General features: G+C 40.8%; 25 protein-coding genes. 15 read left to right on the plus strand and 10 right to left on the minus strand.

All coding sequences use genetic code 11. The annotated features are described in order from the left end of the window. Positions 1 to 150: 150 nt before the first annotated feature. The 3 genes from POV26_RS11005 to POV26_RS11015 form a co-directional block, all read right to left on the minus strand. Positions 151 to 1008, minus strand: a complete 858-nt coding sequence (locus POV26_RS11005) for an OmpA/MotB family protein (protein ID WP_272856525.1) — start codon at positions 1006 to 1008, stop codon at positions 151 to 153. Positions 1009 to 1106: 98 nt separating this feature from the next. Continuing rightward, positions 1107 to 2099, minus strand: coding sequence for a glycosyltransferase family 2 protein (locus POV26_RS11010; protein ID WP_272856526.1), 993 nt, complete (start codon positions 2097 to 2099; stop codon positions 1107 to 1109). Between the two features lie 38 nt (positions 2100 to 2137). Continuing rightward, positions 2138 to 2581, minus strand: a complete 444-nt coding sequence (locus POV26_RS11015; protein WP_272856527.1) for a type I restriction enzyme HsdR N-terminal domain-containing protein — start codon at positions 2579 to 2581, stop codon at positions 2138 to 2140. An 86-nt stretch (positions 2582 to 2667) separates the two neighbouring features. Between POV26_RS11015 and holA the strand changes: the two genes are divergently transcribed. Both holA and POV26_RS11025 read left to right on the plus strand, forming a co-directional pair. Next, positions 2668 to 3672 (plus strand): DNA polymerase III subunit delta, encoded by a 1005-nt coding sequence (gene holA / locus POV26_RS11020; RefSeq protein WP_272856528.1) that lies wholly within the window; start codon positions 2668 to 2670, stop codon positions 3670 to 3672. A 70-nt stretch (positions 3673 to 3742) separates the two neighbouring features. Further along, a complete protein-coding gene (locus POV26_RS11025; protein WP_272856529.1) occupies positions 3743 to 4390 on the plus strand; it encodes a putative polyvalent protein kinase domain-containing protein in 648 nt (215 codons plus the stop codon). A 66-nt stretch (positions 4391 to 4456) separates the two neighbouring features. Here POV26_RS11025 and POV26_RS11030 read toward each other — a convergent pair whose 3' ends face one another. Then, positions 4457 to 4834 (minus strand): DoxX family protein, encoded by a 378-nt coding sequence (locus POV26_RS11030; RefSeq protein ID WP_272856530.1) that lies wholly within the window; start codon positions 4832 to 4834, stop codon positions 4457 to 4459. A 129-nt stretch (positions 4835 to 4963) separates the two neighbouring features. On the opposite strand from POV26_RS11030, the gene menA reads away from it, so the two are divergent. From menA to POV26_RS11055, 5 genes are all read left to right on the plus strand, one after another. Then, a complete protein-coding gene (gene menA / locus POV26_RS11035; protein ID WP_272856531.1) occupies positions 4964 to 5869 on the plus strand; it encodes a 1,4-dihydroxy-2-naphthoate octaprenyltransferase in 906 nt (301 codons plus the stop codon). Positions 5870 to 5883: 14 nt separating this feature from the next. Next, positions 5884 to 6564: a metal-dependent hydrolase gene (locus tag POV26_RS11040; protein ID WP_272856532.1), complete on the plus strand. Its 681-nt coding sequence runs from the start codon at positions 5884 to 5886 to the stop codon at positions 6562 to 6564. A gap of 100 nt (positions 6565 to 6664) precedes the next feature. Beyond that, positions 6665 to 7705, plus strand: coding sequence for an o-succinylbenzoate synthase (locus POV26_RS11045; RefSeq protein WP_272856533.1), 1041 nt, complete (start codon positions 6665 to 6667; stop codon positions 7703 to 7705). A gap of 59 nt (positions 7706 to 7764) precedes the next feature. Continuing rightward, the gene (locus POV26_RS11050) at positions 7765 to 8733 is read left to right on the plus strand and encodes a CPBP family intramembrane glutamic endopeptidase (protein ID WP_272856534.1); all 969 of its coding nucleotides are present in this window, start codon (positions 7765 to 7767) and stop codon (positions 8731 to 8733) included. Beyond that, positions 8733 to 9800, plus strand: a complete 1068-nt coding sequence (locus POV26_RS11055; RefSeq protein ID WP_272856535.1) for an AMP-binding protein — start codon at positions 8733 to 8735, stop codon at positions 9798 to 9800. The genes POV26_RS11050 and POV26_RS11055 overlap by 1 nt, the downstream gene beginning before the upstream one ends. A gap of 32 nt (positions 9801 to 9832) precedes the next feature. Here the strand turns inward: POV26_RS11055 and POV26_RS11060 are convergent, their stop codons facing one another. From POV26_RS11060 to POV26_RS11070, 3 genes are all read right to left on the minus strand, one after another. Continuing rightward, the gene (locus tag POV26_RS11060) at positions 9833 to 10330 is read right to left on the minus strand and encodes a hypothetical protein (RefSeq protein ID WP_272856536.1); all 498 of its coding nucleotides are present in this window, start codon (positions 10328 to 10330) and stop codon (positions 9833 to 9835) included. Positions 10331 to 10433: 103 nt separating this feature from the next. Then, positions 10434 to 12995: a DUF7619 domain-containing protein gene (locus POV26_RS11065; RefSeq protein WP_272856537.1), complete on the minus strand. Its 2562-nt coding sequence runs from the start codon at positions 12993 to 12995 to the stop codon at positions 10434 to 10436. A 627-nt stretch (positions 12996 to 13622) separates the two neighbouring features. Then, the gene (locus POV26_RS11070) at positions 13623 to 15266 is read right to left on the minus strand and encodes an acyl-CoA carboxylase subunit beta (protein WP_272856538.1); all 1644 of its coding nucleotides are present in this window, start codon (positions 15264 to 15266) and stop codon (positions 13623 to 13625) included. A 332-nt stretch (positions 15267 to 15598) separates the two neighbouring features. Between POV26_RS11070 and POV26_RS11075 the strand changes: the two genes are divergently transcribed. From POV26_RS11075 to POV26_RS11110, 8 genes are all read left to right on the plus strand, one after another. Continuing rightward, positions 15599 to 15781 carry a CAL67264 family membrane protein gene (locus tag POV26_RS11075; RefSeq protein WP_045080117.1) on the plus strand — a complete coding sequence of 61 codons (183 nt, stop codon included), beginning with the start codon at positions 15599 to 15601 and terminating at the stop codon, positions 15779 to 15781. A gap of 130 nt (positions 15782 to 15911) precedes the next feature. Then, on the plus strand, positions 15912 to 16388 hold the full coding sequence (locus POV26_RS11080; RefSeq protein WP_272856539.1) for a DinB family protein: 477 nt from the start codon (positions 15912 to 15914) through the stop codon (positions 16386 to 16388). A 62-nt stretch (positions 16389 to 16450) separates the two neighbouring features. Next, on the plus strand, positions 16451 to 16846 hold the full coding sequence (locus POV26_RS11085; protein ID WP_272856540.1) for a four helix bundle protein: 396 nt from the start codon (positions 16451 to 16453) through the stop codon (positions 16844 to 16846). 32 nt (positions 16847 to 16878) lie between these two features. Next, the gene (ettA, locus tag POV26_RS11090) at positions 16879 to 18570 is read left to right on the plus strand and encodes an energy-dependent translational throttle protein EttA (RefSeq protein WP_272856541.1); all 1692 of its coding nucleotides are present in this window, start codon (positions 16879 to 16881) and stop codon (positions 18568 to 18570) included. 45 nt (positions 18571 to 18615) lie between these two features. After that, positions 18616 to 18837, plus strand: a complete 222-nt coding sequence (locus tag POV26_RS11095; protein ID WP_272856542.1) for a DUF433 domain-containing protein — start codon at positions 18616 to 18618, stop codon at positions 18835 to 18837. Further along, positions 18837 to 19169 carry a DUF5615 family PIN-like protein gene (locus POV26_RS11100; protein WP_272856543.1) on the plus strand — a complete coding sequence of 111 codons (333 nt, stop codon included), beginning with the start codon at positions 18837 to 18839 and terminating at the stop codon, positions 19167 to 19169. The genes POV26_RS11095 and POV26_RS11100 overlap by 1 nt, the downstream gene beginning before the upstream one ends. A 22-nt stretch (positions 19170 to 19191) precedes the next feature. Then, a complete protein-coding gene (locus POV26_RS11105; RefSeq protein WP_272856544.1) occupies positions 19192 to 19635 on the plus strand; it encodes a hypothetical protein in 444 nt (147 codons plus the stop codon). Between the two features lie 14 nt (positions 19636 to 19649). Further along, a complete protein-coding gene (locus tag POV26_RS11110) occupies positions 19650 to 20483 on the plus strand; it encodes a hypothetical protein (RefSeq protein ID WP_272856545.1) in 834 nt (277 codons plus the stop codon). Here POV26_RS11110 and POV26_RS11115 read toward each other — a convergent pair. The 3 genes from POV26_RS11115 to POV26_RS11125 all read right to left on the minus strand — a co-directional run bounded on the left by POV26_RS11115 (position 20480) and on the right by POV26_RS11125 (position 25108). Then, positions 20480 to 21781 (minus strand): DNA methyltransferase, encoded by a 1302-nt coding sequence (locus tag POV26_RS11115; protein WP_272856546.1) that lies wholly within the window; start codon positions 21779 to 21781, stop codon positions 20480 to 20482. The genes POV26_RS11110 and POV26_RS11115 overlap by 4 nt on opposite strands. 71 nt (positions 21782 to 21852) lie before the next feature. After that, positions 21853 to 24408 (minus strand): T9SS type A sorting domain-containing protein, encoded by a 2556-nt coding sequence (locus POV26_RS11120; RefSeq protein ID WP_272856547.1) that lies wholly within the window; start codon positions 24406 to 24408, stop codon positions 21853 to 21855. A 70-nt stretch (positions 24409 to 24478) separates the two neighbouring features. After that, positions 24479 to 25108 (minus strand): MBL fold metallo-hydrolase, encoded by a 630-nt coding sequence (locus tag POV26_RS11125; protein WP_336375903.1) that lies wholly within the window; start codon positions 25106 to 25108, stop codon positions 24479 to 24481. Positions 25109 to 25241 lie beyond the last annotated feature (133 nt).

Genomic DNA, 25241 nt, shown 5'->3' on the forward strand with positions numbered 1-25241 from the left:
TGTTGGTTGTAGGATTGAAAATTGGTATTCATATCTTTGATTGTCAGTACTTAAAGATAAAAAATAACCAATTTTTAAGCAAGCTTTTTAATAGAAAAAGCCGCCCCAGGTTTTGAGACGGCTTCCTGTTTTTTAAGCATTCAGAATTTATTATCCGCCTGCCTCAAGATTTTTCATTTCCTTTTCAATCATATCGTAGAACTGATCGATTTTTGGAAGTACCAAGATACGGGTACGTCTGTTTTTAGCCCTGTTTTCAGCAGTGGTGTTTGGCACCAATGGATCGTACTCTCCGCGACCTGCGGCCACCAATCTTTCCGGGGCAATACCAAGATCCTGCAACGCTCTAACTATGGCAGTAGCACGTTTCACGCTCAAATCCCAGTTGTCCAAAAGAACGCCGCTTCGGTAAGGTACATTATCTGTATGACCTTCAACCATCGCTTCAAAATTAGGCTTGCCGTTGATTACTTTGGCAACTTTCCCTAAAATTTCACGCGCTCTGGAAGAAATTTCATAACTACCGGTTTTGAAAAGAACTTTGTCTGAAAGCGAAATATAAACCACACCTTTTTCAACATTTACCTCAATGTCTGGATCGTTTATACCCACTTCTCTTTTTAGACTGGTTACCAAAGCAAGGGTTACACTGTCCTTTTTGTTAAGCGCGTCCTGCAAACGGGTAATCTTTAGGTCTTTTTCTTTTAGGCTTTCCAATGATTTTTCAAGATTGGTCGCACCTTTGGAGGTCAACATGGTAAGCTCTTTTGAACTTTGGATAAGGTCCTCATTGGTCTTTTTCATGTCTGCCAAACGCTCCTCAAGTTGTTTGGCGCGGGCTGTTGCCGCGGCTCTTTCGGTAAGACAGTCGTTAAGTTTAACGGTTGCCGTGTTCAGCAAATCCTGTGTGTTCTGTTGTTTTGCTTCAAGTTCGGCGTATTTCTTCTTGGAAACGCAAGAAGTAAAGGCCAAACTGGAGCATACTGCTAGAATCAATAGTTTCTTCATAATTTGTTAAGTGTTATATTAGATTGTTTATTTCAATAAATCTGAACCAAAATTATTAAAATACATCTTAGTCTAAAAACGATTAACAATAATTTAGGTTATAGCTGTTTAAAACGTCTCTTTTTAAGGATAAAATACTGAAAAACAATAGATTTGATTTTGAAATAAATTATTTCGGAAGCATTTTCTTTTCTTTTTTGAAGAAATTTTGGAACCAATCCATAAAAACTGAAATGCGCTTTCACTATTGAAAGAAAATGTTTCGGTTTTCCCTGGATTAAAAATTGAAAGGCAGCGATTGCGTCCAATGCCATCCGCAAAAAAATGGAACAGAAAGTACAAGTTCCCTTTGAATTTTTCAGGAGATTAAAAAGTGAGTTTCGAAAATTGTAAAAAGTTTTCTGTGGATTTGAGGCAGATAAAGTAGCACCGCCAACGTGATATACTTGCGAGGTACCTACATATAGAATCTTTCCGCCCTTGGCTTGCAATCGCCAGCAAAGGTCAATTTCCTCTTGGTGCGCAAAATAGTCCTCGTCCAGCGCTCCGGCCTGCCAAAACGCATCGGCTCTTACAAAAAGGCACGCTCCCGAGGCCCAAAAAATTTCAGCGGTATCGTTATACTGTCCCGTATCCTTTTCCAAAGTATTGAAAATCCTCCCGCGGCAATACGGATAGCCGTATTTGTCGATAAAACCGCCCGCCGCGCCGGCGTATTCAAAATATTCCCTGTTTTTGTAATCGAGGATTTTTGGTTGTGCCGCAACTACCGAAGCGTCTTTCTCAAATTCTGAAATTATTGGTTGCAGCCAGTTTTCGGTTACTTCCACATCGCTGTTCAACAAAACGAAAATGTCTTCGGAAAGATTTTTTAAGGCGTCGTTATAGCCTTTCGCATAGCCGCCGTTTACCTTGTTTTGAATGATTTTTACCGTGGGAAAATTTTCGGAAATAAAAGAAACAGAATTGTCAGTAGAGGCATTGTCGGCAACATAGACAGTGGCTTCGGCAGAAAATTTCACCACAGAGGGAAGAAATTTTTCCAACAAATCCCTTCCATTCCAATTGAGTATGACAACGGCTACTTTCACGGGTGTAAAGATAGATTTTTGAAGTGTTTTTTAACGACTTATTTATAATCGGGAATTTCTTTCAAAAAATTGTAGCGTTCATTCGGGAAATCCATTTGGCAGAAATAATGTTCCAAACCGTTGGTAACCATTAAATACTCCGCCTCCAACGCTAAATTATACCGCGCAATTTGGTCAAAGGTATGTTGTGAAATTTCAATTGACGGCGCTTTGCATTCCACAATCAAGAAAATACTGCCGTCATTGTTGAAAACCACGATGTCGTATCGTTTTACGGTGTTGTTCAACTTCAGCTGTTTTTCAACGTTTATAAGGCTTTTGGGATATTTTTTTTCTTTCAGAAGAAATTGAACAGCGTGCAACCGCACCCATTCCTCGGGCGTGAGCACCACGAATTTTTTTCGGATTTCATCAAAAACCAACGTTTTATTTTCGCTACTTTTGAAGCGAAAGGAATATGTTGGAAAGTTGAGTTTTTGCATTTACAAATATTCAAAATTTAATATTCAAAATTCAAAATTAAGTTCCTTCAATCTAAAATCTTCAATCGTAAATCGTAAATCGTCCAATGCCGCTCGACAAAGTAAAATCCATCATCACCGATATAAAAAACGGAAACACAAAACCCATCTACTTTTTGATGGGCGAGGAGCCGTATTATATTGATGGCATTTCAAAATATATTGAGGAAAACGTTTTGACCGAGGAAGAAAAGGGGTTCAACCAAATGGTGCTTTACGGCCGTGATGTTTCGGTAGAAGACATTATCAGCAATGCCAAACGCTACCCGATGATGGCGGAAAAGCAGGTGGTTATTGTAAAGGAGGCGCAGGATCTTTCGCGCACCATAGAAAATTTGCTTCCGTATGCGCTCAGCCCGCAGCCCACAACCGTTTTGGTGCTTTGTTATAAATACAAAACCTTGGACAAACGCAAAAAACTGACCAAGGAAATTGCCAAAACAGGGGTTCTTTTTGAGAGCAAAAAACTTTACGAAAACCAAGTGCCGGATTGGATAAAGCGCGTTCTCGCTGGGAAAGGTTATACAATCACCCCAAAGGCCGCACAAATGTTGGTGGAATTTCTTGGGAATGATTTAAGCAAAGTAAACAACGAACTTGAAAAGTTGCAATTAATTCTAAAGCCCGGCGAACAGATTACACCTCAAATTATTGAGGAAAACATCGGTATCAGCAAGGATTTCAACAATTTTGAGCTTCAAAATGCCATAGGCGAAAAGGATATAAAAAAGGCTTTTGCAATTATTCAATATTTTTCGCAAAACCCAAAAAACAACCCTTTGGTGATGACGGTGGCGTTGCTGTACAGTTTCTTTTCAAAATTGCTGAAATACCATGCGCTTTCCAACAAAGGCGACGCAGCAAAGGCTTTGGGAGTTCATCCTTTCTTTATAAAAGACTACCAAACCGCCGCCCGAAATTATCCTATGAAAAAGGTGAGCGCCATCATTGCCGCCATCCGCGAAGTGGATATGAAAAGCAAGGGCGTGGGTGCCGCCAATCTTTCGCAGGGCGATTTGCTAAAGGAATTGTTGGTAAAGATTTTTAATTGAGAGATTTGTTTTAAAAAAAAATTTAATTGGTGTATTGCGGAAGCCATTTATTCTTAAATCTGTAACTTTAGTGAATATTAAAACTACAAAAAATGAATTACAAGATATCCTTTCGGGAAAGGGCACGGTTAGCTACGGAGCTATTATCCAATCAATTACCGATTACCTTGGAAGAGGCAAGGCTACAAGTGCAGATGCTGAAACAGAACAGCAAAACAAGCAAAAAGAAAGTGATGCGTTAATAAGGTATATTGAGGTTAACGGATTGTGGATAAAGGATTTGGATTTTTCCAAATTCATTGCCCAAGGCGCAGAGCAAAGGGTATTTATTAAAGATGAAAGAACAGTTTATAAACTAAATGATACCATTTATTATGTCTCTTGGGTAGATTATTTTCATAATCTTCTGCTGAACAATTATTTTTTTCCTGATACAGCATATCAACTAGCCGGGTTTTACTTTCAGGACAGTATTCTTTATGCCGTGGTAATACAAAATTTTGTAAAGGCCGACCAACCTACAAACTTAGATTTAGTAGCTCAATTCATGGAAAGTAATGGTTTTGAAAACACTCGAAACCACGATTATTATCATCCACAACTTGGAATAATATTAGAAGATTTGCATGACGAAAATGTACTTACCCAGAATGGAATTTTATATTTTATTGACACTGTTTTTTATATAAAACCTGAAATTTTCTGGCTAAAATCTTAAAAAATAATGCTTAAAATTCTTTAGTTATAATATTATCCAGGTTTACTGGTTAATTGCAGCCGAGGCCTATTTTTTGTCGACCGAATATTTCCCCGCTCCCAAAAGTGCAATCGCAATAAATCCTATTAAATATAGTATAGCTTTCTCCTTAATTCCGAATGGGTCTGCGGCGTGAACCACAAAGGCGGCCACGGCCATTGTAATTATTACGGGAATTGCGGACAATCGCGTTTTGAAACCGATTATTACAAGTATCGGGAAAAACACCTCGCACAACACAGCTAAAATTAAGGTTGCCGTTTCGCCAAGGCCGATGGGGTCGCCAAAGGAAAAATCGCCAGAAATCATTTTTAAAAGTTTCGGAATGCCGTGGGTAAGCATCATTCCACCAAAACCCATACGGAGTAGTAGCAATCCTAAATTATAACTGGCCGTGTTGTTCATTTTTGTGTGTTTTTAAATTTTGGAAACGAATATAGCAAAACATTTCAATCAAATAAGCAAGTAACCCTTTCCAAAAAATTGGCGCACCCCTTTTTAAAACGTATTTTTGCAGCTTCAAAAAAATATTGAATGACAAAAATTAAAGCTTGGGTTGCCGCGGCGAGATTGCGAACGTTGCCGCTTTCGGTTTCGGGGATTATCGTGGGCTGCGCGATTGGTGAATCTGTAAAAAGTCCGGTGCGTTTTTGGGAAACCCTTATTTTTTGGCTCGCCATTTTGGTCACCATAGGTTTTCAGGTACTTTCAAATTTCGCAAACGATTACGGCGATGGCATTCGGGGCACCGACACCGTAAGACACGGCGAAAAGCGTATGGTAGCTTCGGGAATTATTTCACCTAAACAGATGAAAATTGGGATGATTGTTACCGGAATCATCACTTTTTTTATCGCTACATTTTTGATTTTCAAGGCTTTCGGAAATGAGAATTTTATCATTTCCTTTATTTTCTTCAATTTAACAATCGTCTCAATTATTGCGGCGGTAAAATATACTGTTGGGAAAAAGGCCTACGGTTATTCCGGTTTGGGCGATGTTTTTGTGTTCCTGTTTTTTGGGTTACTGAGCGTTTTGGGAAGCTATTATTTATTCACCCACCAACTTCAGTGGCAGCTTTTATTGCCGGCTATGGCAATCGGTTGTTTCAGCACCGCCGTGCTGAACTTGAATAATATGCGCGACATTGAAAATGATGCCGCCGCCAAAAAACATACCTTGGTCGTAAAATTGGGTTCAACAAAAGCGAAAAAATACCACGCTTTTCTGCTGCTTTTTGGAATGTTTTGCGCTGTGCTCTACACTATCATAAATTATCGGGAACCCCTGCAATTTATATACTTAATCGCTTTTATTCCTTTCCTTTTAAATATAAAAACGGTTTTTAAAAACAAATCACCAATGTTGCTTGATGGCGAATTGAAGAAGGTTGCGCTCAGTACTTTTTTGTTTGCAATCTTGTTTAGTATATTTATGTGATAAAAAAAGAAATTATGAAGATTACATTTTACGGACAAAATTGCCTCGGGATTGAAATTAAGGGAAAGCACATTTTGGTAGATCCCTTTATTAGCGGAAACGAGCTTGCAAAAGATAAAATAGACATCAACCAGTTAAAGGCAGATTATATTCTTTTGACCCACGCCCACCAAGACCATACGCTGGATGCGGAAGCTATCGCAAAAAATACGGGAGCGGTAATTGTGAGCAATTTTGAGATTGCAAACCATTATGAGGAAAAAGGCATTGAAGTACACCCGATGAACCACGGCGGAAGCTGGAAGTTTGAATTTGGAAAGGTAAAATACGTAATTGCCCACCACACCAGCTCTTTCCCTGATGGCTGTTACGGCGGCCAACCCGGCGGTTTTGTGATTGAGGGCGAACATAAAAACATTTACATCGCGGGTGACACAGCGTTGACGATGGATATGAAATTGATCCCGATGCGCACAAAGTTGGATTTGGCAATTCTCCCCATAGGCGACAATTTCACCATGGGTATTGACGATGCCATCATTGCCAGCGATTTTGTGCAGTGCGATAAGGTTTTGGGCGTGCATTATGACACGTTTGGATATATCGAAATAGACCACGAAGAGGCAAAACGTAAGTTTTATGACGCCAATAAGGATTTGATGTTGCTGGAAATTGGGGAGTCGATAGAACTTTAAAAATCACAAATCACAAATCACAAATCACAAATTTCAAAGAGGACATTTTTTGGAATTTGGAATTTGTGATTTGGTGCTTCATTCTTAAACTAACAATATAATGATAGCCACTTTTCAAAAACACATCCTAAACTTCAAACGCCCCAGCGGCACTTCACGCGGTGTTTTAAATACCAAGGAAACCTATTTTCTTATTCTGAAAACCGAAGATGGTTTCGGAGTGGGCGAGTGCGGCTTGCTTCGCGGTTTGAGTGTTGACGACCGCCCCGATTACGAAGAAGAACTTACAGGCGTGTGTGAAAACATAGAATTGGGCGTGAGTGAAGCAGATTTATACGAAGCCTTGGAGGAATTTCCGTCGATACAATTTGGGGTTGAAACCGCTTTTAAATCGTTGCATTCAAAAAATGCTTTTGAACTTTTTCCTTCGAAATTTACCCGTGGCGAAGCAGCAATTCCTATCAATGGCCTGGTTTGGATGGGCGATAAGATTTTTATGAAACAGCAGATTTCAGAAAAACTGAAAGAAGGTTTTACCTGTATCAAAATGAAAATTGGCGCAATCGATTTCAAGACTGAAATCGAACTTTTAAAATCCATCCGAACCGAATTTTCCGCTTCCGAAGTGGAACTGCGCGTAGATGCCAACGGCGCCTTTTCGCCCAAGGAAGCTTTGGAAAAATTGAAAGTACTTTCAGATTTGCAATTGCATTCCATTGAGCAGCCCATAAAGCAAGGCCAATGGCAGGAAATGGCGCGATTGTGTGAGGAAACACCGCTTCCCATTGCTTTGGACGAAGAACTGATCGGGGTCTTTTCCGAAGAAGAAAAAACCAAACTTCTCGATACCATTAAACCACAATTCATAATCCTAAAACCTTCATTGGTTGGCGGTTTCCGCGGAAGCGATACTTGGATAAACCTTGCGGAAAAACACAATGCGGGTTGGTGGATTACTTCGGCTTTGGAAAGCAATGTGGGTTTAAACGCCATTTCGCAATATACCTTCACAAAAAACAGTAAATTGCCGCAAGGTTTGGGCACGGGCAGCCTTTACACAAATAATATTGACAGTCCGCTAAAAGTTTCAAACGGTGCGTTACATTATAATATAAATGCTATTTGGAATTTTCAATTTTAAAAATAACTTAAAACTAACACTACGACCTAATTCCTAATTCCTAATTCCTAATTCCTATTATGTATATACAACAAGCCTTTAAATCCCTACACGAATGGTGGCGCTATTTGGTAGGTTTTATCATAATTTTTATTGCCAGCCAAATCGGTTCCATTCCTTTGTTGATTGCAGTAATGTTCAAAAAATTATCCGGTGGTGAAAATGTATATTCCATAGATGAAAAGGAACTTCTTACAACATTAAGTTCAAATCTCACGCTGTTTTTGATGCTGCTCAGTTTTGCCATAGGGTTATTGGCAGTTTATCTCGTGGTGAGATTTTTGCACAAACAGCCTTTTGTCGAACTTACAACCTCACGCAAAAAAACCGATTGGGGCCGTGTTTTTTTTGGTTTTGGGCTTATAACGGTCACTACCTTGGTTGTTACCATTTTGGACTATTACAGCAATCCGGACGATTATGTGTTGCAGTTTGATTTGGTTCCGTTTTTAATTCTCGCGGTAATTGCAATCATTATGATTCCGCTGCAGACCAGTTTTGAGGAATACCTTTTCCGTGGGTATTTGATGCAGGGAATCGGCGTTTTGGCAAAAAACAGATGGTTGCCGTTGATTATCACCTCCGTGGTTTTTGGAGGGCTCCATTTGGCCAATCCAGAGGTGGATAAATTGGGAAATGTTATTATGATTTATTACATCGGCACAGGTTTCTTTTTGGGAATTATGACGCTGATGGACGAAGGAATGGAGCTTGCCCTCGGCTTTCACGCCGGAAACAATTTGATTACGGCCCTCTTGGTTACTGCAGATTGGACCGTTTTTAAAACCAATTCCATTTTCAAGGATATTTCCGAACCCTCGGCTGGGTTTGATGTAGTTGCACCTGTGCTTATTCTGTATCCTATCTTTCTTTTCATTATGGCCTGGCGCTACAAATGGCGCGATTGGGGCGGTAAGCTATTTGGAAAAGTAGAAGAGCCTATTGTTTTGACTGAAGAGAATAACCCGAATTCAACTTTTATTGAATAGTGAAACCGTTGCTCCATCCCAAATTCAGATTAAACGGCGAAGCATTTCCTTCTGCTGAAGCGTTAAAGGAACGTGCAAATTATTTAATTGAAAATGGAAAGGATGATGAGGTTGCGATTGGGAAATTTATTTTGGAATGGCTTGACGAAAATGATTTTATAACCGTAAAAACTTCAGGTTCCACGGGGATTCCGAAAAGTATAAAACTTCAAAAAAAACACGTTTTTAACAGCGCGGCAGCCACCGTGAAGTATTTCGATTTAAAAGAGAATACCAAAGCCTTGCTCTGCCTTTCTTCGGAATATATTGCAGGGAAAATGATGCTGGTGCGAGCAATGATTGCGGGTTGGAATTTATACACCACTGCTCCCGAAAAAAATCCGTTTGAGAATATTGATGATACCTTCGACTTTTCGGCGATGGTTCCCTATCAGGTTTTTCACTCGTTGAAAGATTTGCGCAAAGTGAAAAAATTAATTGTTGGCGGCGGAGCAGTTCCGGCTGAATTGGAGCAGCAATTACAAAAAATAAACACCCGTGTCTTTGCAACCTACGGAATGACCGAAACCATCAGCCATGTGGCGGTTCGCCCAATAAATGGAAAGGAGAAATCAGCCGTTTTTTCTGCACTGCCAAAAGTGGATTTTTCGCTGAACGAAAACAATTGTCTGCAAATCCACGCCCCGGAAATTTCAGAAGAAAGTATTGTAACCAACGATGTTGTGGAGCTAATTTCCCCAACTTCCTTCAAGTTTTTGGGAAGAGCGGACAATGTGATAAACACCGGCGGCGTGAAAGTGCACCCCGAAGTTGTTGAAGAAAAGCTTTCGCTTCATATAAAAGAACCCCTTTTTATCGCTTCGGAAAAGGACGATGCTTTAGGCGAGCGGGTTATTATAATTATTGAGAGTAAAAATCAATTAAAATTTGAGGATTATACCGAAGCATTTAAAAGCCTTTCAGCTTACGAAAAGCCTAAGAAAATTTACATACTGCCGCAATTTATTTATACCGAAACAGGAAAAATAAAGCGATTGGAAACCGTGAAAATAATTAGGACAAGATAGCTCGGCTTAAAATCAATTTATCTTTGCCACGATTAAGATTCCAATTCCCCTTCAATCCTTCCAATAATGGTCGCTTCGTGCGATTCGGGATCGTAGGCTACCAATACCTTTTTTCCCACTTGGAATTCGTGGATGTCCAAACGCGAAATAAGTTGTTCGGTAGTAGTGCTAAAGTGTGGGGCATGCTTGGGCATCACTTTTAGTTCAAAACCCACCATATACGAATTGTTGACAGTTGTTCCGGTTTCGTAAACGCGGGTTATCTCGGCGGGAGCTTCTTTCCCGCTTTTTAGCAACTTGTTTTTTGTACTTCGGGAAGACACCACCGAGCCAATAAAAAAGATAAATGTTAGTGCAAATAAGATGCCCAATGCCACAAGCGAATATTGGGTAAGGGTGGGAATCTCATCAAAATCATACGAGCCATCTGGCATTCCCCACATACCTATAAACAGGGTAATAAAGGGAATCCACATCAGGGCGAAACAAAGCCAGCCCATTTTGCGGAGTGTGGTAGGGTTGAATTTCATAACTGGTTTGGTTTTAAAATCAAATGTAATGAAAACCAGCGAATTATATTTTTAACCCTTCCAGCTTTTGAAACGCTGGAAGGGTTAAGGGTTATTGGTAAATCTATTTTTTTACAACCCGCAAAACCCGATTCTCATCCCCAACAAACACCCGCACAAAATAATTCCCAGCACTTAGTCCAGAAATGTCAACTTGCTCGCTTGTGCTATTCCCTTTGGAGGTAAGTAAAGTCTGCCCAAGCACATTCATTATTTCTATAGAAGAAATAGCCTCCTCTGCCTGAATGTTTAAAACATTATTTGCTGGATTGGGATATGCCACAACCTTTAGAGTCTCAAAATCCGCAACCGCCAATTCATCAACAAAAGTGGTGAATACGGTATTGGTTACAATAGCCGCATTAAAGTCAAAGTAGATATCCGCAGCGTTTGCCACTACATCGTTAAGTTGAACCGTGGAAACGGGTTTCACTTTAAACGCCACAAAACCTTGGCTTCCTTCAGGGTCCGAAGAAGCCGTGGGCAGGTTGATATTGTCAAAAATAAAATCTATCGACCCATTTACAAGCTGCGTTTCCATAGCGTGACTGGCATCGAGAACCTTAAATGTTGTCCAGTCCAGCTTTTCATCCAGCGCATCCTGCACCCGTACGTTTATGGCACTCGCGGTTCCCATATTTTGAAAGCGCACTACGTAATGTAGGTATTCATCGGCATCCTCGATAAGCACCTGAGCGCCTTCCAGCACCTGCTTGTCGTTCGGGTCATAACTGTTTACCGCAATTTGGTTTAGCTGAAAAATATTGTCGTCCGGCGCGGCATCGCCACTCACGGGATTTACCCTTGCAATATAGGGCAGCACATCGCCACTTTCAACAATGGGCGGTTGCGCCACTTCAAAAACCACTTCAATACTTCGGGCTTCAAAAGGGTTTAGGTTGGTGTAATCCCACGAAACGGTATTTCCGTTTATGGAAGTTTCCGTAGGCGTAGCCTCTACAAACGTTACAAGCGTTCCATCAAAATCCAGTTCTATATTGCCGCTCAGTTGGGTAGTGCCCACGTTTTCATAAACCAGTTTATAGCTGGCCTCAAACCCAGGGCGGGCGGCGGTTAAGGGCACAAGGGTAATTGCAAGGTCATTGGCTGTGTTTGTGGGTGATATACAAAAATCCGCAATCTCGGTTTGGTTAAAACCTACAAAAGTATCTACAGCTTGTGCAGGATTTAATGTAAAATAAGACGAAAGCCCCAAAACGGTAGTAGTATAAGTATTTTCTGCAACGGTAAGGTTATAGTCGCCTGTGATTATTGTTGTTGTAGCAAAATTGTTGGTGCCATCTGTTGTGTTTACAAGCAAACTGCCAATCCCAACATCGCCACCATCACAGCCGTTATTTTCGTCATCATAGGTTACCGTGCCTGTTATATGGTTTAGGTCGCCGTTGGCTATTGTGCAGTTGTCTATAAAAGTTGCATTTGGCGATACTTCGATAAAATTAGCTGCTGCAAAGTTAGCATCATCTACACAGACAAATTGTAAGTTTGGATTGTTTAAAAGATTTAGACCAGCGTCCATAAAATCTATGTTGCAATTACTATTCGTTAATTCAGTATTGTTACCATTCTTAATATTCACATAGTTTAGTGAAAAATTGTTCTCTCCTTCCACGGCACATAACAATGGGTTGTTGCTTAAATCTATTTCGGAAATAAGAGTATTCGAGAAGTTGATGCCCTTCAAATTTGTGTTTTGCAAAACATCAAGTGTAGTTAATGGATTATTGTTACAAGCCAACCTCGTAAGGGCAGTGTTTTGTGAAAGATCAATGTTATCTATTTGATTATTAAATACCCATAAAACTTCAAGATCCGGGTTTTGGGATATATCAAGATTTGTTAATTGATTGTCCCAACAATTTAAATAACGCAATACGGGATTGTTTGAAAGGTCTATATTGGAAATCTCATTGGCAATAAACCATAAAACTTCAAGGTTTGGGTTTTGGGAAACATCTAATGAAGTCAATTGATTATCACTTACATTTAAATCTGTTAAGTTAATATTATTACTAACATCGATATGGGTAAGTTGATTGGTATAAGCATCAATTATTTCCAAATTAAGATTTTGTGAAACATCTAAAGTGCTTAGTTGATTTTGCCCACAAAGAAGCCAAATCAATGAAGGATTTTGAGATAAATCTAAGCTTGTCAGCATATTTCTTTGGCAATAAAAATTTGTTAAACTTGAATTATTGGAAATATCAAGATTTGATAATTGATTATCATTACAACGTAATGAGATAAGTAGGAGATTATTTGTTAGATCTAATGTGGAAAGTGAATTTACACCTACATTTAGATAGAGCAACTCTGTATTTTCTGAAATATTTAATTGGGTTAATAAATTCACATTACAATCCAAACGATAAATATTTGTAAAAGCTTCAACTCCTGTAAGATCACTTATATTTCCATAAGATACATCTAGTACAGAAACAGCCTCCGCCTCACTAACCTGTATCTCCCCATCCCCATTTGTATCAATAACTGGGTTATGGTTAAGCAGCGCATTTTTAAAATTGGCATCGGGTATGTTTACTATCTGTGCGCTGGCAAAAAAAGAGATAAGCAAGGTTAGGGTGAGTAGTAGGTGTTTCATAAAAATGTTTATAGTTTATTGTTTGGAGTTTATGGTTCGGCCCTTCGACTTCGCTCAGGACTAGGTTTAAGACTCAATACTTTTAATGTAAAGTATGTAATGAAAACAGACTCGCAATATATAAAATTTTGTTAAAAGACTCCAAGGTCGCTATTAAAATATACGATTTTTAAAGAGAAGTGCTCCCCGCCCTGAAAGGGAGGGGTGGCCGCTTTAGCGGTCGGGGTGGGTACTTGCTCCAAATTTCAATTTCCGCAAAAACCCCTTCCGGCCCCCGAAACACAATACGAACAAAAATTGTAATTCCGTCCGGGGGCCACCCTACCAAAAAGGGCAGGCAGGCTTCCCCTTGAAGAGGCTTCGAGCTTTTATTTAAATATTTTGGAAGGGGAAGGAACACAAACCATTGTCAATTATTACGCCCGAGTAAGTGTTCCCCACCCAGAAAGGGAGGGGTGCCCGCCGCGGCGGGCGGGGTGGGTACGCCAATTAAAAATAGAAAACAAAACCCCGTACAGACCGCTATTTTTTAACGCTATGAAATAACCCTTAACGCTTAACAATTAACGATAGAAGATTAACGATTGCAGATTTTTGAAACACAAACCACAAACCACAAACCAAAAACTAAACCTGAATAACCCCCAAATTAAAGGCCTTCTCAATAGGCGCGTGGTTTGCTGCTTCAATGCCCATGGAAATCCACTTTCGGGTGTCCAACGGATCAATCACGGCATCGGTCCAGATTCGGGAAGCTGCGTAATATGGCGAAATCTGTCGGTCGTAGCGGGCCTTTATTTTATTGTAAAGTTCTTTTTCCTCTTCTTCCGTAATTTCCTTGCCCTGTTTTTTAAGTGAAGCAGTTTCTATTTGAAGCAATACCTTAGCAGCACTGTTTCCGCTCATTACCGCAAGTTCGGCACTGGGCCAGGCGACTATCAATCTTGGGTCGTAGGCTTTTCCGCACATGGCGTAATTTCCAGCGCCGTAGCTATTGCCAATTACTACCGTAAATTTCGGGACCACGCTATTGCTAACCGCATTCACCATTTTTGCACCATCCTTTATAATTCCACCGTGCTCGCTTTTGCTGCCAACCATAAAGCCCGTTACATCCTGTAAAAACACGAGCGGGATTTTCTTTTGGTTACAGTTTGCTATAAAACGCGTGGCCTTATCGGCACTGTCGCTGTAAATTACGCCGCCAAACTGCATTTCGCTGGGCTTCGTTTTGGCTTTTGTAGTTTTTACCAAAGTACGCTGATTGGCAACAATGCCCACGGCCCAGCCGTCAATTCGGGCATAGCCTGTTAAAATTGTTTGTCCGTAACCTTCTTTGTATTCCTCAAAAGCGCTATCGTCCACAAGGCGTTTTATAATTTCGCGCATATCGTATTGCTCGGCGCGGGATTTTGGTAGAATTCCGTAAATATCTTCCTGTTTTTCCTTTGGTTTTAATGCCTTTTCACGGTTGAAACCCGCTTTGTCAAAATCGCCAATTTTGGAAACTATGTTTTTTATTTTGTCAAGCGCATCCTTGTCGTCTTTGGCTTTGTAATCGGTAACGCCGCTAACTTCGCAATGTGTTGTTGCACCGCCAAGCTCTTCGTTGTCGATACTTTCGCCAATGGCAGCTTTTACCAAATAACTTCCCGCAAGAAATATGCTCCCTGTTTTATCAACTATTAAAGCCTCATCGCTCATAATGGGAAGGTATGCGCCACCGGCCACGCAGCTGCCCATCACGGCGGCAATCTGCGTAATGCCCATACTGCTCATTACGGCGTTGTTTCTAAAAATTCTTCCGAAGTGTTCCTTATCGGGAAAAATTTCATCCTGCATAGGAAGATAGACCCCCGCGCTATCGACCAAATAAATAATCGGCAACCGGTTTTCCATTGAAATTTCCTGCGCGCGAAGATTCTTTTTTGCGGTAATCGGAAACCAAGCGCCTGCTTTTACTGTAGCGTCATTTGCCACTACGATGCACTGTTTTCCTTTCACATAACCAATTTTCACCACCACGCCGCCCCCGGGAGCGCCCCCGTGTTCCTCGTACATGCCGTCGCCCGCAAAGGCTCCGATTTCAATACTCGGTTTTTTTTCGTCAAGCAAATACGCAATGCGCTCTCTGGCGGTGAGCTTGCCCTGTGCGTGCTGTTTGTCAATCCGTTTCTGACCGCCGCCGAGCTTCACTTTGGCCAATTTATTCTTTAATTCTGAAACCAGGAGTTTATTGTGGTCTTCGTTTTTGTTGAAGTTTAAATCCATTGAAAAAGTATGTTTGCGCTAAAATACAAAATGCCGCGAACTCACTTTGGGAATGACGGGAAAATATTGAAAAGTTTATTGATACTGGACTGAAGGGAAACAGGACTGAAGGGAAACAGGACTCAAGGGAAACAGGATGAAAGGTAATTGTGGGCAATGTATTTTTTTGAAGACGAATCTGTCCTGTTTCCAGTAGCGCAGCGGTCTTGTTTCCTGATTCCCTTCCAAACTATGACATTTTGTTAACGAAAATCTGTTTTATATTACCGATATTTGTTTTTGCACGTAAATTTGCAAACCGAAAAAGAAAAATCAACCAAACAGAATAGATTATGGGAATGAATAAAAATACGGTACTGGCTTGGGCCACTTTTATAATGATTGTAGTAGGTGTAGTGCTAATAGGCATGGGCGCTTTCCGATATGACGATGTTGCCGGCTGGGGTTTTGCTTCGGTCGGGATTGGTTTCTTTGCCATTGCCTGGGTTTTTAATGCGCTGAAGGGGCGGGTATAAGCCCCCTAACCCCCAAAGGGGGAATTGAGTACGCAGTTTTCAGTCGCAGTGTTCAGTCTCAGTCACAGTTAAATTAACTCAATAACCCAATAACCCAATAACTTTTCACCAATTCCAAATTATCGAATGTATGTCTGATGAAAAACAAATCCGGGAACGGCTCGCAAAACACCTCGACGGTGGCGAGGCCTTTATGCCCGTAACGGAGATGTTGAAGAAAATTTCATTTGAGGACATCAATACGCGGCCGGGCAATTTGCCGTATTCACTCTATGAATTGTTCTATCACGTGGTTTTCACCCAAAAGGATATTGTGAAATTCACCTGTTCCGATGATTACACCGAGCCCAAATGGCCCGACTATTATTGGCCCAAGGAAAAAATCTGTAAGCAGCAAGCGGAATGGGAAACCCTAAAAGCCGAATACACCACAGACCGCGAACGATTGAAAAATTTTCTTTTGGATGAAGAAAATAAATTGACCCAGCCCGTGAAAAACGGCAAAAACGAACAAACCCTTTTGCGCGAAGTGATGTTGGTTATAGAGCATACGGCGTATCACACCGGCCAAATGCTCGTGCTTTTGAGGCTTCTTAACCTTCATTAAATTGTTTATTGTTTATGGTTTGGAGTTTATAGTGGGACTTTTCACCAAGAATTTTTATAATTATGGCAAGAATAGAGAAGTTTGAAGATTTGGAAGTTTGGAAGAATGCTAGAATAATTTGCTTATTTGTTGAAGAGCTATTTCAAACTACCCGAATTGGCGATAATTATAGACTTCGAAACCAAATGGAGGGCAGTTCAGGTTCAATTATGGATAATATTGCAGAAGGATTTGATAGGGATGGAAATAGGGAATTTATTAATTTTCTCAGTTTTTCAAAAGGTTCAGCATCTGAACTTAAATCGCAAGCGTATCGAGCGTTTGATAAGAAACTAATTACAGAAGAACAATTCAAAAAACTGATTGATTTATGTGAATTGGAAAAAAATAAAATTGGTGCTTTTATGCATTATTTGAAAAACTCGGAAATAAAAGGACAAAAATTTAAGAAAGACTAATTATAACAACAAACCACAAACAATAAACACTTATGGCTGACGATAAAAAAGTAATATTCTCAATGTCCGGGCTGACCAAAACCTATCAAAGCGCGCAGACTCCGGTTTTAAAAAATATATATTTAAGTTTCTTCTACGGTGCCAAGATTGGTATTCTCGGTCTAAACGGAAGTGGTAAATCTACGTTATTGCGAATTATTGCGGGCGAAGAAAAAAACTATCAGGGCGATGTGGTTTTCGCGCCCGGCTATACCGTAGGCTATCTGGAACAGGAACCGAAACTGGACGAATCCAAAACTGTTTTGGAAGTTGTAAAGGAAGGTGTACAGGAAGTAGTCGATATTCTTGACGAATACAATAAAATAAACGACATGTTCGGTCTGCCGGAAGTTTACGAAAATCCGGCAAAAATGGACGAACTGATGGAGAAACAAGCAAAGCTTCAAGATAAAATAGACGCCACAAATGCTTGGGAACTCGACACAAAACTTGAAATTGCAATGGATGCACTGCGCACACCGGAGCCCGATAAATTAATCAGCGTACTTTCGGGAGGGGAACGAAGAAGGGTGGCGCTTTGCCGACTTCTTTTGAAGGAACCAGACGTTCTTTTGCTGGATGAGCCCACAAACCACTTGGATGCCGAAAGCGTGCATTGGTTGGAGCATCACCTTGCGGAATACAAAGGAACCGTGATTGCCGTAACCCACGATAGATATTTCTTGGATAACGTTGCTGGCTGGATTTTGGAATTGGATAGGGGAGAAGGCATTCCATGGAAAGGAAATTATTCCTCTTGGCTTGAGCAGAAATCGAAGCGTTTGGCACAGGAGCAAAAACAGGCCGGAAAACGCCAAAAAACCTTGGAGCGCGAGTTGGAATGGGTCCGCCAAGGCGCAAAAGGCCGCCAAACTAAACAAAAGGCGCGTTTACAGAATTACGACAAACTTTTAAGCCAAGACCAAAAGCAATTGGACGAAAAGCTGGAAATATACATCCCGAACGGCCCTCGTTTGGGTACCAATGTTATTGAGGCCAAAGGCGTCTCCAAAGCCTATGGCGATAAATTGCTGTATGAGGATTTGAATTTCAAACTCCCCCAAGCCGGAATCGTTGGGATTATTGGCCCGAACGGTGCCGGTAAAACAACCATTTTTAAAATGATAATGGGTGAGGAAAGGCCGGACAAAGGTACTTTTGAGGTAGGCGAGACCGCTAAGATTGCGTACGTTGACCAAGCCCATTCAAACATAAACCCCGATAAAACCATTTGGGAAAACTTCAGCGATAGCCAGGAATTGATTATGATGGGCGGTCGGCAAGTTAATTCACGCGCGTATTTGAGCCGTTTCAATTTCAGTGGAAGCGAGCAGAACAAAAAAGTTTCGATGCTTTCCGGTGGAGAGCGTAACAGACTTCATCTTGCAATGACTTTAAAGGAAGAAGGCAACGTGCTTTTGCTTGATGAGCCCACGAACGATTTGGACGTAAACACGCTCCGGGCCCTTGAGGAAGGTCTTGAAAACTTTGCCGGATGTGCCGCGATAATCAGTCACGACCGTTGGTTTTTGGACAGAATTTGTACGCACATTCTATCTTTTGAAGGAAACAGTCAAGTGTACTTTTTTGAGGGTGGTTTCAGCGATTACGAAGAAAACAAAAAGAAACGTTTGGGCGGCGATTTGATGCCGAAACGAATCAAATACAAAAAATTGATACGCTAATATAGGAATGTAGTATATTTAAGGGAAATATAAAATCTGAAAACCATGAGTTACAAGGATAGAATTACAATCGATGCCAAAATCAGGTTCGGCAAGCCCTGCATCCGAGGAATGAGAATTACGGTTTACGATATACTTAGCTATTTGGCTTCTGGAATGAGCTATGACGAAATATTGCGGGATTTTCCATATTTGGAGAAAGAAGACATACTCGCCAGCCTTGAGTATGCCGCCCAAAGAGAAAGATTTATATTGACTGCCTCCTAATGAAACTTTTATTGGACCAAAACCTATCTCCCAACCTCGTTTCGCAACTTGAAGATGTTTATCCCGAATCGAAGCACGTGTATGAAATAGGCATGGGGTCTTCAACAGACGATGAAATTTGGAACTTTGCTTTAGAGCATAATTATACGATAGTGAGCAAAGATTCCGATTTTTCCGATTTGAGCGTACTCAGAGGTTTTCCGCCCAAGTTAATCTGGATAAGACTCGGCAATTGTGCTACCCGCGAGATTTCAAAACTTTTGCGCGATGCCTCGGAGCAAATCCTGGCATTCCACCTACATAAAGATAGCGGTATTTTAATGCTGTATTAATTCTGAAAATCAATTAATTTATATGTTTAAAAAAATAATATTGTTAACCGTAGTTTTGTTCCTCTCATCCTGTGGAGCAAAGCGAAAGGGCGTGGAAGCGTCAAAAGATTCAAAGGAAATTGTCTTGGGAAAAAGTGAGGCGGTTGCCTATAAAAGTTTGGGAAATGGCGTGGCTTCAATTTCGCTTCACCTGTTTGAAAACAATACGTTCAAATTTGATTTTAAAAGCATTCCGCAGCCCGGCACGGATGAAAAACCCATAAAGATTTCAGAAAAGGGAACCTACACCTCTGATGGTAACTGGAAAACCTTAAATTTTAAGAAACCGAAATTTTCCTTGGCCGCAATTTTTGATGAAAATTATTCCGGAGCTGCAGATTTTAAGGTAATTGACAAAGAACATGTGAAGATAAATACCGCAAAGAATGCGCTGCCTATTTGGGGCGTGGTTTGTGAAAAGCAGTAGCAATATCGAATGTAATGAACAGAACAATAGACATTGAGAATGATATTGACCAATTAAATTTTTGGGTTAGAAAAAGCATCGATTTATTTGAAAACACGCCCTATCTCGATAATTTATTGGAGGTTTACCCTTTAGAATCCGCTGTTCCAGTACATTTGGATTTACAGTTAAAAAGAAGAATAATTTCCGCCCATCAGGCAAGACGGACCGATGAACTTATAAATATCCTTCAAGGAGAAACAAAGTTTCCGTATGATGAGCCATTGGCCTATTTGATAAAAGAGGTTCAAAATTGTTTGGAAAACAATCCGCAACAAATCCACCGGATCGCAAATACATTATATGCAATGACAGCTGAGGAGTTGGTCATCAGATTGGAAGCTCCCCCAAAATTGAACACGCAGATGGGTCCCATGTTCACGACTTGGTTGCGCAGAAATTTCATGTTGCTGAATTTGGATGATTTTCAAGATTCTACAAAAGGAATATATGTTTTGAGCTCTTCTGAGGAAGAAGGAAAAACTTTTGTGAATGATGTCTTAGGCCAAAATTTTAGAAAGAGGCCCGATTTGGTTGCGAAAGTGAACGAAATTTATATTGTTGGAGAAGCCAAATGGATAGGCCGTTCCGGCGGCAATCAAAACAATCAAGTGCGCGATGTACTGGATTTTTGTAAGGAACAGCGCCACGATGTGCTTCGGGTGGGCATTATAGATGGGTTTCCTTGGGCGACCAGAAAAATCAATAATTCTTTAATCAACGACCAAGTAAATGTATCGGTTCAGGAAAGTGCCTATGACGTTTTAAGTGCATTACTTTTAGAGGAATATTTGGAAAGCTATCTTTAATATTTCGAAAAATATTCAAAATAATTACAGGCAATATTCTCTTTTGATAACCCTTCTTTTATTATCTCAAAAGCGTGGTTTGAATTATCTACCCCAATCCATTTCCGGTTTAATTTTGCCGCGGCTTTTAACGTGCTTCCCGACCCGGCAAAACAATCCAAAACGATAGAATCCTCATTGGACGAATTCAATATAATGCGCTCCAACAAGGAATCGTTTTTCTGTGTGGGGTAATCAACATAAGAAAGTCCGCGGTCTTTGAACTCCCATACATCCTGTATTTTAAAGCCTTTGTGCTCGCTGGCCAAAACAATTTTTCTTGGATTCCCGGTACTTGACCATTCAATAAGACCTTGCTCGTCAAGTTCCGTTAAAACCGCTCGATTGTATCGCCAATGGCGGCCTTTTGGGGGAAGAAGCCCCTTCCATTCCAAGCCGGTATCACCGTCAAGTGTTTTGCCGGGTGCATGGATTGGATTGGTAGTGTAATAGCCAAGTTTAGGATGTTTTTTTGGGAATAATTCTTTTCTTTTGGCTTCCGACATAGTTTCGGTTATATCGTTCCAAATCTGTTCATCCCGATTTTTTGAGTAATATAAAATCATATCCGAATAATTACCATAGGCATTTCGGGCGAAATTCTTTGGATTGCATTTTATACGGGTAATATCGTTGATGAAATTATGGTAGCCAAAAACTTCATCCATAATAATTTTTACATAATGCCCAATCTTTTTGTCAATGTGCAGATAAATGCTGCCGCGTTCGGAAAGCAATTCGCGTATTAAAATCAAACGTTTCCGTAAAAATTCCAAAAACTCGCTGTCAACGAGTTTATCCGAATAGGCGGCGTGGTCATCAATGGAATTGAAATGTTGCCCCGTTCCAAAAGGAGGGTCTATGTAAACTAAGTCTATTTTTCCGCGATACGTATCGAGAAGTTGTTTCAACACCAAAAAATTGTCGCCAAAAATAAATTTGTTCTCACTTTCGCTATGGTTTTTTTCGATGATTTTTAATTCTCCGGTGGAAACCGCGTGGAGTATTTCAAATTCATCAACTTTTTCACCATAGTTTAAGGCACAATTTTTTGTTCTTTTGAGATAGGCTATTTGCGGTTCTTCCGAAGTGGAATTGTTGGTTATGAAACTTTCAAAATCATCGGTGGTGATTCGGTAACTTTTGTTTATTTTGACGGCATTCAGCTCGTTGTTTTTAATATATTTTGAAACTGTCTGCCGTGTAACCTTAAGGTTTTGGGCAACTTCATCTAACGTGAGAAAATTTGATTGGGCCATAATCATAATTTTCTACAAATTAACGTATTTTAACCTATATTCACAAGTGACATTTATAAATATTGGTAGTTCTATTTATCAACTATGAGTTTCTTCGTAACAGATTGCTGCCCACTGCTCACTTTCACCAAATAAATTCCCGCCGAAAGACCATCGGTTTTTACTTTGATGTTTTTATTGGAACCAAAATTTCCGCTGAACAAATCCTTTATCCTTTTCCCCGAAATATCAAAAAGCTGAACGGTTCCTTCCGAAGAAAGATTTTGTGAAATTGTAAATTCCGAAGTAGCGGGATTTGGATAAATTTTAATTGAATTTGAAGCCAATTCATTTTCACCAATATCTAAAATATCGCTCACATCATAGCTGTGCATCGCCCTTCCGAAAGTTCCAGCAAATAATGTTTTGGTGGGTTCGTGAAATTTTAAATCCATTACCACTGTCATTGGAAGATTATTTCCTAAAATTGTCCAACTGCCACCATCGTCTTTGGAATACCAAACGTTTAAATCGGTTGCGACAAAGAGTATATTTTCCGCGGGATATACGATAATGTCGTTCACGGGAATGTTTGGAAGGTTGGAAGAAATATCAGTCCAGTTCTGGCCGCCGTCGATGGTTTTGAAAACGTGCGGAGTATAATCCAAGTATTTAAACCCTGAAACCGTTAAATAGACAATCATATCATCACTGGGAACCATCGCGATGGAGGTAATGTATTGGTCGGGCAGGCCGGCGCTTACGTCCGTCCAGGTTGTTCCGCCGTCAAAGGTTACGTTTACGTTTCCGTCGTCGCTACCAGTATAAATCACATCGAGATTGTTATAGGAAGAAGCAATTGCCGTAAGCGTTCCGAAGGCCAAGGAACCGCTGGGATGCAGCCCATCTGTCAAATCAGGACTTATTACCGACCAGTTTGCCGCCTTGTTTGAAGTATATAATCTGTTAGTGCCATAATACAGTATTTCGTGATTGAAAGGCGAAATAATAACAGGCGTATTCCAGTTGTTACGGTCGCTGCCGCTGATTCCGTTGGTTGCGTTGCTGAAGGTAGCTCCGCCATTAGTTGAACGACCGAGGTTCCCATATTGTGATTCCACATAAATATAATTATTGTCCACGGGATCCACATTTACGTGAAAACCGTCGCCGCCCCATATTGCGTTCCAATCGTTTGCACCGCCGGTAATGGTTCTAATTGTGTTGTTGTCCTGCGTTCCGCCGTAAAGTCGTTGGGGTTGGGTTTTGTCAACTTCAATATTGTAAAACTGCGTTATTGGCAGATTTAAAAACTTGGTCCAACTGCTTCCTCCGTTATTTGAAATATAAGCGCCGCCGTCATTTCCAGAAAGCATAAAATTGCTGTTCGTTCTCGAAAAATCCAACGCGTGATGATCTACGTGCATTCCCGGCAATATTTGCCACGAGGCGCCACTGTTGGTGGATTTTGCAATATCAAAACCAATAATATAGACTTCAGCGGAATTGGTTGGATTAACGCGAACATTTCCAAAGTACCAACCAAAATTCGCATCGATATTACTCAAGACATTGGGCGGAGTTACCAGCGTCCAATTGTCGCCGTTATCCGTAGATTTATATAAACCGTTGAAAACATTTGTAATTTCATTTGTGGTGAAACGTGCGTACACCGTGGAAGGATCAGATTCTGAAACGGCAATCCCAATACGTCCGGTTTGGGCATTTGGCGCGGGAAGGCCATTTGCTGCGCCAAGTTCCGTCCAAGTGTTTCCTCCGTCCAGGGAACGATGGATGGCAGAGGTTACCCCACCATAATCGCGCTGCCACGGTTTGCGGGTGCGCTCCCACATTGCAGCGTAAATAATATTAGTATTCGCCACGTTCATCGCAACGTCTATCGCTGCGGTGGAATCGGTTACAAAAAGAACCTGCTCCCAACTTCCGCCGCCATTGGTGGTTCTGTAGATTCCCCGCTCATCATTTTTTCCGTACAATTGTCCCGTAGCGGCGGCAAATACGCGGTCCGGATTTGTAGGGTCCACTACGATTCTGCCAATGTGGTTGCTTTCTGGCAGACCAATATTCGCCCAAGTGTTGCCTGCGTCCTCACTTCGGTAAATTCCATCGCCAAAATAGGCGCCATCTGTTGCACTTCCATTGGCTTCGCCGGTTCCTGCGTAGATAATTTGCGCGTTGGATGGTGCAATGGCAATATCGCCGATGGAAAGTCTGGCCTCTTCATCAAAAATAGGCGTCCAATTTGCACCGGCATCATAACTTCTGAAAATTCCCCCAGTGGCCGTCGCTACATATAGATGGTCATCGTTATCGGGCGAAATCGCCACATCGGTAACGCGGCCGCCGGTGTTTAGCGGGCCCACAAACGTCCATTCCCCAGTTTGTTCGGGAGACCTATTGGCAAGAATTTGTTTTGATTGAAGAACAGCTTCTTTATAAGCTTGCTTGTTTATATAGTTATTTGGATACGCACGCTGGTTGTACATCCACTCGGCGGGGTATTCCATTTTGCCTGTTTCTTTTTCTGCTATTTTTTCTTCGGAAGCGTTTTTGCAACCTGAAATAAAAAGTGCGGAAAATAATAGTAAAATTATAAATAAACTGAAGGGCGATTTGTAGTTTTTCATCACGGGCGTTTTTAGGATTTTGAAGTTCTTACAGAATGATTTATATTTCTGTTGTTTTTAAAGATCGTAATTATTTTTTCGGATACCAATCTAACTGTGTGACCTTAATGTTAGGGGCTTTGGTTTCCACCAAACTTTTGAATTTGGAAACGTCGCTCAAACCATTTTCGCCCCTATAATGATAGGGATAGATGGTCTTTGGTTTGAAGGCCAAAACGGCATCGGCAGCTTTTTCAACTGTCATGGTATAGGGAAGGTTCATACAGACAAAGGCAATATCGATATTTTGAAGGTTTCGCATTTCGGGAATATCCTCGGTGTCGCCCGAAATGTAAATACGTTTTCCGTTTCTTTCAAGTACGTAGCCGTTGCCGCGGCCTTTTTCGTGAAATTTTAAGGCTTCGGGACGAAGATTGTACATCGGGATGGCCTCAATGGTCATTTCAAAATCGTTGGTAATTTCGCCATTATTAATAACCGATGTTTTATTTTGAAGACTTTCGGGCATTTTTTCAAAAACTGCTTTTGGGGCATATATTATGGTTTTTTCAACCGCAATTGCTTCCAATGTTGGAATATCCATATGGTCACCGTGGATGTCTGTAACCAAAACCATATCTGGCTCTGTATAATCGGAAAATGCTTCTTTTCCGCCCACAGGATCTACATAAATTATGGTTCCATCCCAATTGAGAACCATACTGGCGTGTAAGCTTCCCCTAATTAGAACTGTTCATTCTTCTAATATTTCTACAAACTTATTATTTTTAATTCTCTTGGGGCTAGCCCCAAGAGAATTAAATTCCGCATATTTTACTGGCGGTATTTTACCC

Source organism: Aequorivita todarodis, from assembly GCF_028561335.1.
In the GTDB taxonomy this organism is placed as follows: domain Bacteria; phylum Bacteroidota; class Bacteroidia; order Flavobacteriales; family Flavobacteriaceae; genus Aequorivita; species Aequorivita todarodis.